Origin of the sequence: Actinacidiphila polyblastidii (genome assembly GCF_036353415.1) — a bacterium.
GTDB classification, from domain to species: domain Bacteria; phylum Actinomycetota; class Actinomycetes; order Streptomycetales; family Streptomycetaceae; genus Actinacidiphila; species Actinacidiphila polyblastidii.
The window spans coordinates 358,623-371,761 of record NZ_JAZEWV010000003.1; the positions used below are offsets into that span (position 1 = coordinate 358,623).

Consider the following 13,139-nt stretch of genomic DNA (forward strand, 5'->3'; position numbering starts at 1 on the left):
GCTGACCCGCACCGGGTCCTTCCGCCGGGCGGTGGAACCGTACGGCGGCCGGCCGCGTCCCATCGGCACCTGACGGTCACACGGAGCCGAAGGAGTACGCGGTGAGCACCGAGCGGCACGACCACCCCAGCGACGACCATCCGGACGACGGCCACGGCCCCGGACCGGTCGGCGCCCCCGAACCCGCGGCAGGCCGCGACGCCGGCCGCCGGGACCGCCCCGCACGCGGGTCCCGGCTGACGGTGGCGGTGGTCGCCGCGGCCGTCCTGGCGGCGGGCGGCGGCGGCGCCTACTGGGCGGCCTCCTCCTCCGGCGGGAGCGGCGGTGACAGCAAGGCCGCGCAGCCGCTGCGGTTCGACGGGCCGGACGGCGTGTCGACCGGATCGGCTGCCGCCGACTCCCCCGCGGCCGGCGGCGGCACCTACCAGCTGACCGGCACGCTGCCCCAGGGCCCGAAGACCGCCCCGGTCTACCGGACGGCCGGCGGCGTCGACCAGGCGGCGGTCAAGCGGCTCGCCGGACTGCTCGGGCTGACCGCCCCGGTGGAGTCCGTGCAGGGCTCCTGGCAGGTCGGCGGTGCCGCGGACGGCGGCGGCCCCACCCTGCTGGTCGGCAAGGACGCCCCCGGCACCTGGTCGTACACCCGTTACGGGCCGCCCTCGGCGGCCGCCCGGCCCGACGCGCGCTCGTCGTCCGGCTCGTCGTCCTCGGCCGGCTCCTCGTCCTCGTCGTCGTCGGCGTCCATCGTGCCCGGCACGGACACCTCGGGGATGACCATCGACACGATGACCGGCACGACCACCACCGGCGGCGCGGGACCGGTGTCCGCCGCGAAGGCGCAGGCGGTGACCGCGCCCGTACTGGCCGGGCTGGGCCTGTCCGGAGCCAGGACCGACGCCGCGCAGACGGTGGGCTCGCTGCGCACGGTGAGCGCCGACCCGGTCGTCGGCGGGCTGCCCACCCACGGCTGGACCACCACCCTGCAGGTCGGCGCGGACGGCGCGCTGACCATGGGCTACGGACGGCTCTCCGCGCTGACCCGAGGCGACTCGTACCCGGTGGTCGGCGCGACGGCGGCGCTCGGGGAGCTGAACGCGCGGCCGGTGATGCACCCCGACCTGTGCGCGGTGCCGCTGCCGCAACCGCAGGTCCACAAGGACCAGGGCGCCGGAAAGGACCAGGGCGCCGGAGGCGGCGACGACAAGGGCGGCAAGCCGGGCGCCACCACCACGCCCACCGGCCCGACGCTGCACGACACCCGGCCGTGCGTCCCGGCGGCGCCCCACAAGGTGCAGGTGCGCGGCGCGACCTTCGGGCTGGCGCTGCAGTTCGTCTCCGGGGCGCAGACCCTGGTGCCGGCGTGGCTCTTCGACACCGCGCAGGCGGGCGTGGCCCGCACCGCCGTGGTGGCGCAGACCGCCGTCGACCCCTCGTACGTCACCACCGGCGGCAGCGGCGGCCCCGGCGCGAACGCCCCCGGCGGACCCTCGCCGGTCTCCCCCGCCACGCCCGTCGACCCCGGCGGCCCCGAGCGCGTCGACCCGGGCGCACCGGCCGACCCCAAGGCGCCGCACGCGGTGGACCTGGTGCGGTACGCGGCGGCCGGCCGCACCCTCACGCTGACCTTCTGGGGCGGCGTCTGCCCCGGCTACCAGGCGTCCGCCCAGGAATCCGGCAGCGAGGTGCGGGTACACGTCACGGAGACGCCCGCCACCGCGGGCAGGATGTGCCCGATGATCCTCCGCCAGCTCACCCGAACGGTGACGCTCCAGCAGCCGCTCGGCTCCAGGACCGTCGTCGACACCTCGGACGGGCAGCCGATCAAGGGACAGTGATCGGCTGCCACAACGAAAACGGCGGCACCTGGTGGGGGTGCCGCCGTTTTCTGCTGCTTCTTTGCCGGCCTCTCGCCTCCGGGCTCGCCGCCCGCACGCCGCGATGGTGCGGGTGGCGGGGGCGGGCGTGCCGACGCCCGGCGGTCCGCCGACCGGGGTCGGCGAACGCCGGGCGTTCGTGGCTGGGGTCCGCCGGGGCGGACGACTCAGTGGAAGGAGTCGCCGCAGGCGCAGGAGCCCGTCGCGTTCGGGTTGTCGATCGTGAAGCCCTGCTTCTCGATCGTGTCGACGAAGTCGATCGACGCACCGCCCAGGTAAGGCGCGCTCATCCGGTCGGTGACGACCTTGACGCCGCCGAAGTCCTTGACCACGTCGCCGTCGAGCGAGCGCTCGTCGAAGAACAGCTGGTAGCGCAGGCCCGAGCAGCCGCCGGGCTGGACGGCGACGCGCAGCGCCAGGTCCTCGCGGCCTTCCTGCTCCAGCAGGTTCTTCACCTTGGTGGCGGCGGCGCCGGACAGGAGGATGCCCTCGCTCGTGGTGGTCTCGTCCTGAACCGTCATCTGCTTCACTCCCGGGTTGTACGGACAGCTGGCTACCGATGCCTAACCGGTACCCGCTCTGATTCATTCCGCGTCCTGATGGCCTCATCCATGCTCGCACACGGCGCGCCGGTCCGGAGCGAGCCCGCGAATGCGTCACATCGACGAGACCGGCATCGTCAAACTGACGCGAACGAGCTATGATAGATAGCGTCAAGTAGACGAAAAGGTCTGCGCTGCTGCAAAGAAAGGGCTACGGGCCCGTGACCACCACAGAAACGCTGGACGTCCAGCCCACCCCGCTCGCGCTGCTGCTGCTCGGCCGCGAGTCCGACCCGCGCAGCGAGCGCGGCGTCGACTGCCCCGGCGATCTGCCCGCACCGTCCGACCCGGACCTGGTGGAGCGGGCCCGCGCGGCCAAGGCGCGGCTCGGCGACCGGGTCTTCGTGCTGGGCCACCACTACCAGCGGGACGAGGTCATCGAGTTCGCCGACGTGACCGGCGACTCCTTCAAGCTCGCCCGCGACGCGGCGGCCAGGCCGGAGGCGGAGTACATCGTCTTCTGCGGCGTGCACTTCATGGCGGAGTCCGCGGACATCCTCACCTCGGCGCGGCAGCAGGTGATCCTGCCGGACCTGGCGGCCGGCTGCTCGATGGCGGACATGGCCACCGCCGAGCAGGTCGCCGAGTGCTGGGACGTGCTCGCCGACGCCGGCGTCGCGGACGTCACCGTGCCCGTGTCGTACATGAACTCCTCGGCCGACATCAAGGCGTTCACCGGGCGGCACGGCGGCACGATCTGCACCTCGTCCAACGCGCGGCGCGCCCTGGAGTGGGCGTTCGACCGGGGCGAGAAGGTGCTCTTCCTGCCCGACCAGCACCTCGGCCGCAACACCGCGGTGCGCGAGATGGGCTTCTCGCTGGAGGACTGCGTCGTCTACAACCCGCACAAGCCCGGCGGCGGCGTGAGCGCCGAGCAGCTGCGGGCGGCGAAGATGATCCTGTGGCGCGGCCACTGCTCGGTGCACGGCCGCTTCTCGCTGGACTCCGTCGAGGACGTCCGCGCCCGCATCCCCGGCGTCAACGTGCTGGTGCACCCCGAGTGCAAGCACGAGGTGGTCGCCGCCGCGGACGTCGTCGGCTCGACCGAGTACATCATCAAGGCGCTGGACGAGGCGCCGGCCGGCTCCGCGTGGGCGATCGGCACCGAACTCAACCTGGTGCGGCGGCTGGCCAAGGCCCACCCCGACAAGCAGATCGTCTTCCTGGACAAGACGGTGTGCTTCTGCTCGACCATGAACCGCATCGACCTGCCGCACCTGGTGTGGACGCTGGAGTCGCTCGCCGACGGCAAGGTCGTCAACCGCATCCAGGTCGACGCCGAGACCGAGCACTTCGCCAAGCTCGCCCTCGAACAGATGCTGGCCCTGCCGTAAGGCACGGCGCAAAGATGGATCGGTGATCCTTCGACCGATCCGTGACGACGAGGAGGACGCCGAGGTCGTGCGGGAGATCAGCGCCGCCGCCTTCGGCGCCTCCCGCGCGCTCCGGGGCGACGCCTCCCCCGGCAGCTCCCCCGGCAGCGGCTCCCCCGTGGACGACCCGGCCGCCGACGGCGCGCGCGAGCGCGGCCGGACCCGGCATCTGGCGGCGACCGACCCCGGCGGCTGCTGGATCGCCCAGGACGAGGAGGCCGGCCCGGTCGGCGCGGTGCTGTCCAGCAGACGCGAGGGCACCTGGGGGCTCGGCCTGCTCGCGGTGGTGCCCGGCGCCCAGGGCAAGGGCGTCGGCAAGGCGCTGATGGCCCGCGCGATGGTGCACGGCCAGGCGTGCCTGCGCGGTATCGTCTGCGGCTCCCGGCACCCCGTCGCGGCCCGCACCTACCGCAGGGCCGGCTTCACCCTGCACCCGGCGATGCGGCTGACCGGCACCGTCGACCCCACCGGGCTCAAGCCGCTGGACGGCGCGGTGCACGAGGGCACCGCGCGCAACCGGGACATGATGGACTCCGTCGACCGCCGCACCCGGGGCGGCGCGCACGGCCCCGACCACGACGAACTCCTGCGCCACCACGGGCTGCTGGTCGTCGACGACCTGGCCGGCAGCGGCTACTGCTACGTGTCCGGGGGCCGGGTCGAGCTGCTCGCCGCCACCTCGCGGCGCCTGGCCACCCGGCTGCTCACCGCCGCGCTGCTGACCGTGCCGCACGGCCGTGCGGTCCACGTCAGCGACCTCACCGCGGAGCAGGAGTGGGCGCTCGACGTCGGGATCGCCGCCGGACTCGACATCGTGAACGCCGGCTACGTGTGCCTGCGCGGCATGCGGCCGCCCGCGCCGTACGTGCCCTCGCGGTCGTTCCTGTGAGCCGCACCTGGGCCCCCGCTCAGCGCGGGTTCGGGCGCACCAGCCCCGACTCGTAGGCGGCGACGACCAGTTGTGCCCGGTCGCGGGCGCCGAGCTTGGCCAGGGTGTGGTTGATGTGGGTCTTCACGGTGAGCGGGCTGACCCCGAGCCGGGCCGCGATCGCGTCGTTGGACAACCCGCCCCCGACCTCGCGGAGCACCTCGCGCTCCCGCACGGTCAGCGTCTCCAGGCCGGTGACGGCACGCGGCCGCCCGGCGCCGTCCTGCTGCTGCGCGACGAACCGGGCGATCAGGCTCTTCGTCGCGGCCGGCGACAGCAGCGCCTCTCCCCTGGCCACCGTCCTGATCGCGCCGAGCAGTTCGGCGGGTTCGGCGCCCTTGCCGAGGAAGCCGGCCGCGCCGGCGAGGATCGCCCGCACCACGTACTCGTCCGCCTCGAAGGTGGTCAGCACCAGCACGGCGGTGCCGCACAGCTCAGGGTCGGCGGTGATCTCGCGGGTGGCGGCGATGCCGTCGGCGCCGGGCATCCGGATGTCCATCAGCACCACGTCCGGCCGCTCCGCCCGGGTCAGCGCGACCGCCTCGTCGCCGTCCGCGGCCTCCGCGACGACCACCAGGTCCGGCTCGGACTCCACCAGCATCCGCAGCGCCCCGCGCATCAGCGTCTGGTCGTCGGCGAGCAGGACCCGCAGCGGCCGCGGCGGCCCGGCCGCGCTCATCCGGCGGCCTCCCGCGCCGGCGGCGGGAGCCGCCGGGACCCCGGCGGCGCGGCCAGCGGCAGCGTGACGTGCACCCGGAAGCCGCCGCCCGGCCTGGCCCCGGTGCGGCAGACGCCGCCCAGCGCGGAGGCCCGCTCGTGCATCCCGAGCAGTCCGTGGCCGCCGGGCGGCGCGGAGTCCCGCGCGCCGCTGGGGCCGGCCGCGGCGGCCGCGACCTGCGGGCCGTCCCGCCGCGGGCTCTGCGGCGGCAGCAGCGAGGCCGCGGTGCCAGGGGCGCCGTCGTCGTCCACCACCAGGTCGAGGGCGCCGGTGTCGCGGCTGATCCGCACCACCGCGCCGGCGTCGGGCCCGGCGTGCTTCTGCACGTTCGTCAGCGACTCCTGGATGATCCGGTACGCGGTCAGGTCGATGCTCGCGGGCAGCTTCGGCGCCCGCGGCCCGTGGCACTCCACCGCGACCCGCAGGCCGGCCCGGCGGAAGCCCTCCAGCAGCTGGTCGAGCACGCCGAGGCCGGGCGCCGGCTCCATCGGCGCCTCCGGCTCGCCGGACTGCCGCAGCAGGCCGACGGTGGCGCGCAGCTCGTCCAGCGCCGATCTGCTCGCCTCACGGACGTGTGCGAGCGCCTGCTTGGCCTGGTCGGGGCGGCTGTCCATGACGTGCGCCGCGACCCCGGCCTGCACGTTGACCAGCGCGATGTGGTGGGCGACGACGTCGTGCAGCTCGCGGGCGATCCGCATCCGCTCCTCGGCGACCCGCCGCCTGGCCTCCTCCTCGCGGCTGCGCTCGGCCCGCACCGCGCGCTCCTCGATGGCCGCGACGTAGGCGCGTCTGCTGCGGCCGGCGTCCCCGGCCGCGGCGGCCATGCCGGTCCAGGCGAAGACCGCGAAGTTCGACTGGCCGTACCAGGGGCCGTCGCCGAAGACCATGGCCAGCGCGGTGAGGCCGACGCACACCGCCAGGCCGGTCGCCCAGGTGGTCGGGCGGTCGGTGCGGGCGGCGACCGTGCACAGCGCGACGGCGACCGCCAGGACCACCGGGACGCGGCCGTCGACCGGGCGCAGCGTGATGAACAGCGCGGAGAGCACACAGGTGCAGCCGAGCACCGCCCACGGCATCCGGCGCCGCAGCACCAGCGAGGCGCAGGCCAGTGCGGCGAGCACGGTGTCCGGCAGCCCGAGCCGGTAGGTGTCGACGCCCGTCACCGAGCCGATCAGCATCAGCCCGAAGGCGACCGCGGCGAGCCCCGCGTCGGCGGTGTTCTTGTGGGCGCGCAGCCACCGCCAGGGGGTCACCACGAAACCGGATCCGTACTGCACGGTATGCAACGGTAAGGGACGCACCGAGGTGCGGCCCATCCCGTGCCCGCCGCGCGTACGCCGGGGATCGGCGTGCCCGGCGGGGATCAGGCCGTCAGCCGGGGATCAGCCCGTCGTCGTGGAGCATCGCGCGGACCTCCGCGAGGGTGGCGTCCGGCGACGGCAGGATCAGCTCCGACGGCTCGAGCGCGTCGTCCGGCAGCGGCCTGCCGAGCCGGCGGACGCCGTCGAGGAGGGCGCCCAGCGTGCGCCGGAACGCCTCCTCGTCGCCCGACTCGACCGCGGCCAGCAGCTCGTCGTCCAGCGTGTTCAGCTCCGCGACCTGGGCGGTGTCCAGACTGACCTGGCCCTCCCCCATGATCCGTACGATCACGACGGCCTCCTCCGGCCATTACTGCTTGTCGAACCGGGGGGTGTCCTGCGGCTGCGCCTGCGCGCCCTGGCCGCCCTGGCCGCTCTCGATCGCCTGCTGGCTGCTGCCGCCGGCCAGCTCGGCCTTCATCCGCTGCAGCTCCAGCTCGACGTCGCTGCCGCCGGAGAGCCGGTCGAGCTCCAGCTGGATGTCGTCCTTGGCCAGACCGCTGGGGTCGTCCAGGGCGCCGGAGGCGAGCAGCTCGTCCAGGGCGCCGGCCCTGGCCCGCAGCTGCTCGGTCTTGTCCTCGGCCCGCTGGATCGCCATGCCGACGTCGCCCATCTCCTCGGAGATGCCGGAGAAGGCCTCGCCGATCTGGGTCTGCGCCTGGGCGGCGGTGTACGTGGCCTTGATGGTCTCCTTCTTGGTGCGGAAGGCGTCCACCTTGGCCTGCAGCCGCTGGGAGGCCAGCGTGAGCTTCTCCTCCTCGCCCTGCAGCTGCGTGTGCTGCGTCTCCAGGTCGCTGACCTGCTGCTGGAGAGCGGCGCGCCGGGACAGCGCCTCGCGGGCCAGGTCCTCACGGCCGAGCGCGAGCGCCTTGCGGCCCTGGTCCTCGTACGTCGCGGACTTCTTCTGCAGCTCGGTCAGCTGCAGTTCCAGGCGCTTGCGGGAGGTGGCCACGTCCGCCACGCCCCTGCGTACCTTCTGCAGCAGCTCCAGCTGCTTCTGGTACGAGTAGTCGAGGGTCTCGCGCGGGTCCTCGGCCCTGTCCAGGGCCTTGTTGGCCTTCGCGCGGAAAATCAGTCCCATCCGCTTCATGACACCGCTCATGGGCCTCGCGCGCCCCCTTCTCGGCAACTGCTCCAGCACCTCTACAGACCCAAGCCTACGGGCCCTGGTTCCATTACCGCACTGTTCGGGTGCGGATGCGGTCATCCGCAAGGACGATCACGGTTCGGTGACCTCCGGCGCAGGGAGTAGGTGAGGGGCTGGGGGTCCGGGCCCGGACCACGTAACCTTGGAGACGTGTTCCGACGCCGTTCCCACGATGAGCGGTCCTCGACCAGCACTGCGGTGCTCGACGAGGACCAGATCCGCGACCCGCAGGCTCCCAAGGGTCGCCCCACGCCCAAGCGATCCGACGCGCAGACCGCGCGGCGCAAGGCCATGGTCGTGCCCACCGACCGCAAGGCCGCCGCCCGGCAGGCCCGCGACGTCCGCAGGACCGACATGGCCAAGCAGCGCGAGGCGCTGCAGAACGGCGACGACCGGTACCTGCCGGCACGCGACAAGGGACCGGTGCGCAAGTTCACCCGGGACTACGTCGACTCGCGGTTCCGCGTCGCCGAGTTCTTCCTGCCCGTCGCGGTCTTCATCCTGGTGCTCAGCATCGTGCGGATCGGCTCGCTGCAGACCATCTCGCTGCTGCTGTGGCTGATCGTCATCGTGATGATCGTCGGCGACTCCTTCGTCACCGGCTTCCGGCTGCGCGGCGAGCTGCGCAGGCGCTTCCCCGACGGCAACACCAAGGGCGCGGTCGCCTACGGTCTGATGCGCACGCTCCAGATGCGCCGGCTGCGGCTGCCGAGGCCGCAGGTCGGGCGCGGCGCCAAGCCCTGAACGCGGCCTACGGCCCGCACGACGCGGACCTGAACCCCGGCGCCGTCGGCTTCACCGGCGGCGCCCAGGGATGGCTGGCCGGGCTCGGCGGGCTGCGGAACACCGTCCGTCAGGAACTGGTGGCCCGCCAGCTCGACGAGCAGCTCGGCGCGCTCTTCCCGCAGCCCGCCGGCGCGCACGCCCGGCGCCGGCTGCGGGTGCTCGACATCGGGCCCGGCCAGGGCACCCAGGCGCTGCGCCTGGCCCGCGCCGGACATCTGGTCACCGGGCTGGAATCCGACCCGCGGATGCTCGCCGAGCTGCGCGCCGCGGTCGCCGCCGAGCCCGCCGAGGTCCGCGAGCGCTTCGTCGCGCTCAGCGGCGACGGCCGGGAGACCGGCCGGCACTTCGGCCCCGCCTGCTTCGACGTGGTGCTCTGCCACGGCGTGCTGATGTACCTGCCCGACCCCGAGCCGCTGCTCGCCGCGCTGGCCCGGGTGCTGGCCCCCGGCGGCCTGCTCTCGCTGCTGGTGCGCAACGGCGACGCGCTGGCCATGCGCCCCGGCCTGCAGGGCGACTGGGCGGGCGCGTCCGACGCCTTCCGCTCCGACGGGTACACCAACCGGCTGGGCCTGGCCACCCGCGCCGACCGCCGCGGCCCGCTCACCGCGGTGCTCGACGGCTTCGGCGTCCCGCTGCGCGCCTGGTACGGGGTGCGGGTCTTCACCGACACGGCCGCCGACCACGCGCGCGCCCCGCAGGACCCGCACGAGCTGCACCTGCTGCTGGACGCGGAGGAGCAGGCCGGCCGCACCGACCCCTACCGGGGCGTGGCGGCGCTGACCCACCTGTGCGGGGTACGGGCGTAGGCCGTGTCCGACACATGGCGTCGTCCGCCCGCAGGGCGGGTCTCGCGGTGTCTGGTGCGTGCGATCGCAAGGCGGGGGCCGGAGAGCGCAGCGGTCCGCTGACGGCCGGCGACGCGGCGAGCGTGCGTGCCAGGCGCCGCGACACAGGCGGGATGTGCCGGACACGGCCCAGGGTCCGCCCCTCCGGGGCCGCGTCCACGGCTGCGGTCCTGGCGCTTCGCCGCCTCGTGCGGCGGATCACCCGGGCGGCTGCGCGGACCGCGCCGCCCACCGCCGGGCGCGTGAGGATGCGGACATGAGCCGATCGCCGCGCGCCCGTACCCGCTCCCTGGTTTCCGTGGCCACCGCCGCGGCCGCCGTGACCGCGACCGCGCTGCTGGCCGCCGGCTGCACGTCCGGCTCCGGCGCCGCCGGCACCAGGGCGTCGGACCAGGCGACGGGCGCGGCCGCCCGGCAGGCGGCGGCCGCGGCGGGCGGCGGCGCCGAGGACCTGCAGAACGCCTACGAGGGCGCGGTCAGGAACGTCCTGCCCACCGTCGTGCAGATCACCACCGGCCAGGACCTCGGCTCCGGCGTCGTCTACGACGACAAGGGCGACATCGTCACCAACGCGCACGTGGTCGGCAGCGCCAAGAGCTTCCAGGTGTCGCTGGCCACCGGCGGCAAGCCGCTCACGGCGCGGCTGGTGGCCGCGTTCGCGCCCAACGACCTCGCAGTGATCCGGCTGGACTCGCCGCCCAGCGGGCTGCGGCCGGCGAAGTTCGGCGACTCCTCGAAGGTGGCCGTGGGGCAGATCGTGCTCGCCATGGGCAGCCCGCTCGGCCTGTCCAGCAGCGTGACCCAGGGCATCGTCTCGGCGACCGGCCGGACCGTCAGCGAGGGCACCTCCGGCGGCGGCACCGGCGCGACGATCCCCGACATGGTGCAGACCTCCGCGGCGATCAACCCCGGCAACAGCGGCGGCGCGCTCGTCGACCTCGACGACGAGGTGATCGGCATCCCGACGCTCGCCGCGACCGACCCGCAGCTCGGCAGCGGCGCCGCGCCCGGCATCGGCTTCGCCATCCCGTCCAGCGCGGTGAAGCGGATCGCCGACCAGATCATCGACAGCGGCAAGGTCACCGACTCCGGCCGGGCCGCGCTCGGCGTCACCGTGCGCGGCGTGGTCGGCCAGGACTTCCAGCCGGCCGGCGTGGCGGTCGTCTCGGTCACCAAGGGCGGCGCCGCCGACAAGGCGGGCCTGCGGGCAGGCGACGTCATCACCAAGGTCGGCGACGCGCCGGTCACCACCGTGCAGTCCCTCACCGAGGCGCTGGCCGCGGACAAGCCGGGCCAGCAGGTGACGGTGGTGTACGCCAGGGACGGCAGCCGGAAGACCGCCCAGGTCACCCTCGGCTCCCTCTGACCGCCGCCCCGACGCCGTCGGGCGGCCGCGGCGTCAGGCGTCCTCGGACGCGGCCTCCGCGGCGGGCTCGGCGCCGGCCTCCGCGCCGGCCGGCGTGGCGGATCCGGCGGCGCCGGGCTCCGCGGCGTCCGGCTCCGCGGCGCCCGCGGCGGCGTCAGGTGCGGCGTCGGTGCTCTCGCCGTGCAGGCTCATCGGCCCGTAGATCTTGGTCTCGCCCTCGAACAGCACCACCTGGTCCGCGCCCCCCTCCACCAGGTCCTTCCAGACCTCGCCGACCCACGACTCGGCGTCGCCCTGCGTGGTGAACTCCTCCGGCTCCACCGCCGGAGGCACCTCCGTGCCGTCGGTCTTCTCGAACCGCCACGTCCACGCCATGTGTGTCTCCTCGGTCGTTGGGGTCGCCTGAGGCCGCTGCGCCGGTCGCCCGGGGGCGCCCTCCGGTGATCCTTACGTGCTGCTCTCGCAGCGTATCGGCCTTATGCGGACCTGTGACCGGCGTCTCCGCATGGCGGCCCCCGCGCGCCCGCCCCGCGCGGACACGAGACGATCGTCCCGTGGAACTGACTCTGCTCGGCACCGGCGGCCCCGAGGGGCTGCCGCTGCCCGACTGCCCCTGCGCGGCCTGCGCGCTGGCCACCGGCCCCGCCGCCCGCGCCGCGACCGCCGTCCTGGTCGACGGGGTGGCGCTGCTCGACCTGACCCCCGGGGTCGCGCTCGCCGCGGCCCGCGCCGGGCGGAGCCTGGCGGGGCTGCGGCTGGTCCTGCTGTCGCACCCGCACGACGGGCCGCCGGTGGAGATCCCGGCCGGGCTGCCGGCGCCCGCCCGGGTGCCCGACGGGGAGCGGCTGCCGCTCACCACCGGCCACCGGGTGCTGGCCGTCGCCACCGACGCGCCGGGCACCGGCTACGCGATCGAGTCGCCCGACGGGCTGCGCGCGCTCTACCTGCCGCCGGGCAGCGCGCCGGCCGGCCTGGCGGAGCACGGCCGGGAGCCGTACGACCTGGTGCTCCTCGACGTCGTGGGCCGGCCCGACGCGCTGGCGCGGCTGCGGGCGGCGGGCGCCGTCACGGCCACCACGGACGTGGTGGCCGTCCACATCGGGCACAGCGCGCCGCCCGAGCCCGAGCTCGGCCGGCAGCTCGCCGCGCTCGGCGCCCGCGCGGTGCCCGACGGCACGACGCTGGCCGCCGGGGACCTCCAGCAGGTGCCGGACGTGCCGCGGCGCACCCTGGTGCTGGGCGGCGCCAGGTCGGGCAAGTCCGCGGAGGCGGAGCGGCGGCTCGCCGCCTACCCCGAGGTGGTCTACGTGGCGACCGGCGGCGCCCGGGAGGACGATCCCGACTGGGCGCACCGGGTGGCCGCCCACCGCGACCGGCGGCCGGCCGGCTGGCACACCGAGGAGACCTGCGACCTGCTGCCGCTGCTCGCCGCGGACGGGCCGCCGCTGCTCGTCGACTGCCTCGGGCTGTGGCTCACCAACGTCATGGACGCGGCGAACGCGTGGGAGGACCGCGCGTGGCGCGACGGGGCGGAGCGGGAGGTGCGGCGGCGCGCCGAGGAGTTCGCCTCCGCGTGGCGCGCCACCCGGCGCACCGCCGTCGCCGTCTCCAACGAGGTCGGCTCCGGCGTCGTCCCGCCGACCGCGGCGGGGCGTCGCTTCCGCGACGAGCTGGGGCGGCTCAACGCGGCCGTGGCGGCGGAGTCCGAGCATGTCCTGCTGACCACCGCCGGGTTGGCTCGCGCCCTCAAGCCCTGACGCTGCCGCGCCGCCCCCTCCCCCGGGCTGGCGCCCGGACCGCGCTGGGCTCGCGCCCTGGAACCCGGGCTGCGCCCGGAATGCGGTGGGCATCGCGCCCGAGCAGGGGCGCGGGCGACCCACCGCCGGACGGTGGTCCGGCAGCGACAGCAACAGCCCCACCGGGCCGGTGACGACGTGCAGCCGTCGTCGTGGCTGGCCGCGCAGTTCCCCGCGCCCCTCAACAACCCCGGGCTGCGCCCGAGCAGGGGCGCGGGGAACCGGCCGCCGGACGGTGGTGCGGGAGCGACAGCAACAGCCCCCTCCGGGCCGGTGACGACGTGCAGCCGTCGTCGTGGCTGGCCGCGCAGTTCCCCGCGCCCCTCAACAACCCCGGGCTGCGCCC

12 protein-coding genes and 1 pseudogene are annotated in these 13,139 nt (G+C 75.3%); 7 read left to right on the forward strand and 6 right to left on the reverse strand.

Annotation, left to right across the window (positions count from 1 at the left end; all coding sequences use genetic code 11):
- Positions 1-101 precede the first annotated feature (101 nt).
- Complete coding sequence (locus V2S66_RS06700; RefSeq protein ID WP_330793552.1) at positions 102-1,835, forward strand: hypothetical protein; 1,734 nt, start codon at positions 102-104, stop codon at positions 1,833-1,835.
- A 206-nt stretch (positions 1,836-2,041) separates the two neighbouring features.
- On the opposite strand, the gene V2S66_RS06705 is transcribed toward V2S66_RS06700, so the two are convergent.
- Positions 2,042-2,395, reverse strand: a complete 354-nt coding sequence (locus tag V2S66_RS06705) for a HesB/IscA family protein (RefSeq protein WP_330793553.1) — start codon at positions 2,393-2,395, stop codon at positions 2,042-2,044.
- A gap of 242 nt (positions 2,396-2,637) precedes the next feature.
- On the opposite strand from V2S66_RS06705, the gene nadA reads away from it, so the two are divergent.
- Both nadA and V2S66_RS06715 read left to right on the forward strand, forming a co-directional pair.
- A complete protein-coding gene (nadA, locus tag V2S66_RS06710; RefSeq protein WP_330793554.1) occupies positions 2,638-3,810 on the forward strand; it encodes a quinolinate synthase NadA in 1,173 nt (390 codons plus the stop codon).
- Positions 3,811-3,832: 22 nt separating this feature from the next.
- The gene (locus tag V2S66_RS06715; protein WP_330793555.1) at positions 3,833-4,738 is read left to right on the forward strand and encodes a GNAT family N-acetyltransferase; all 906 of its coding nucleotides are present in this window, start codon (positions 3,833-3,835) and stop codon (positions 4,736-4,738) included.
- A gap of 19 nt (positions 4,739-4,757) precedes the next feature.
- On the opposite strand, the gene V2S66_RS06720 is transcribed toward V2S66_RS06715, so the two are convergent.
- The 4 genes from V2S66_RS06720 to V2S66_RS06735 all read right to left on the reverse strand — a co-directional run bounded on the left by V2S66_RS06720 (position 4,758) and on the right by V2S66_RS06735 (position 7,955).
- Positions 4,758-5,456: a response regulator transcription factor gene (locus tag V2S66_RS06720; RefSeq protein WP_330793556.1), complete on the reverse strand. Its 699-nt coding sequence runs from the start codon at positions 5,454-5,456 to the stop codon at positions 4,758-4,760.
- Positions 5,453-6,772 (reverse strand): sensor histidine kinase, encoded by a 1,320-nt coding sequence (locus V2S66_RS06725; RefSeq protein WP_330793557.1) that lies wholly within the window; start codon positions 6,770-6,772, stop codon positions 5,453-5,455. The genes V2S66_RS06720 and V2S66_RS06725 overlap by 4 nt, the downstream gene beginning before the upstream one ends.
- A 94-nt stretch (positions 6,773-6,866) precedes the next feature.
- Positions 6,867-7,145 (reverse strand): PspA-associated protein PspAA, encoded by a 279-nt coding sequence (pspAA, locus tag V2S66_RS06730; protein ID WP_330793558.1) that lies wholly within the window; start codon positions 7,143-7,145, stop codon positions 6,867-6,869.
- An 18-nt stretch (positions 7,146-7,163) separates the two neighbouring features.
- On the reverse strand, positions 7,164-7,955 hold the full coding sequence (locus V2S66_RS06735; protein WP_330793559.1) for a PspA/IM30 family protein: 792 nt from the start codon (positions 7,953-7,955) through the stop codon (positions 7,164-7,166).
- 195 nt (positions 7,956-8,150) lie between these two features.
- Between V2S66_RS06735 and V2S66_RS06740 the strand changes: the two genes are divergently transcribed.
- From V2S66_RS06740 to V2S66_RS06750, 3 genes are all read left to right on the forward strand, one after another.
- Positions 8,151-8,744 (forward strand): DUF3043 domain-containing protein, encoded by a 594-nt coding sequence (locus tag V2S66_RS06740; RefSeq protein WP_330793560.1) that lies wholly within the window; start codon positions 8,151-8,153, stop codon positions 8,742-8,744.
- Between the two features lie 74 nt (positions 8,745-8,818).
- Positions 8,819-9,592 (forward strand): class I SAM-dependent methyltransferase, encoded by a 774-nt coding sequence (locus V2S66_RS06745; RefSeq protein ID WP_330793590.1) that lies wholly within the window; start codon positions 8,819-8,821, stop codon positions 9,590-9,592.
- A gap of 295 nt (positions 9,593-9,887) precedes the next feature.
- Positions 9,888-10,997 carry a S1C family serine protease gene (locus V2S66_RS06750; protein ID WP_330793561.1) on the forward strand — a complete coding sequence of 370 codons (1,110 nt, stop codon included), beginning with the start codon at positions 9,888-9,890 and terminating at the stop codon, positions 10,995-10,997.
- 174 nt (positions 10,998-11,171) lie between these two features.
- Here V2S66_RS06750 and V2S66_RS06755 read toward each other — a convergent pair.
- Positions 11,172-11,372: pseudogene (locus tag V2S66_RS06755) on the reverse strand (hypothetical protein); the annotation flags it as partial.
- Positions 11,373-11,551: 179 nt separating this feature from the next.
- Here V2S66_RS06755 and V2S66_RS06760 point away from each other — a divergent pair.
- Complete coding sequence (locus tag V2S66_RS06760) at positions 11,552-12,754, forward strand: bifunctional adenosylcobinamide kinase/adenosylcobinamide-phosphate guanylyltransferase (protein ID WP_330793562.1); 1,203 nt, start codon at positions 11,552-11,554, stop codon at positions 12,752-12,754.
- Positions 12,755-13,139: the final 385 nt, after the last annotated feature.

Coding starts and splice junctions, on each gene's coding strand:
- V2S66_RS06705 (WP_330793553.1), bottom strand. CDS start 2,395: ATGACGGTTCAGGACGAGACCACCACGAGCGAGGGCATCCTCCTGTCC.
- V2S66_RS06735 (WP_330793559.1), bottom strand. CDS start 7,955: ATGAGCGGTGTCATGAAGCGGATGGGACTGATTTTCCGCGCGAAGGCC.
- V2S66_RS06750 (WP_330793561.1), top strand. CDS start 9,888: ATGAGCCGATCGCCGCGCGCCCGTACCCGCTCCCTGGTTTCCGTGGCC.
- V2S66_RS06720 (WP_330793556.1), bottom strand. CDS start 5,456: ATGAGCGCGGCCGGGCCGCCGCGGCCGCTGCGGGTCCTGCTCGCCGAC.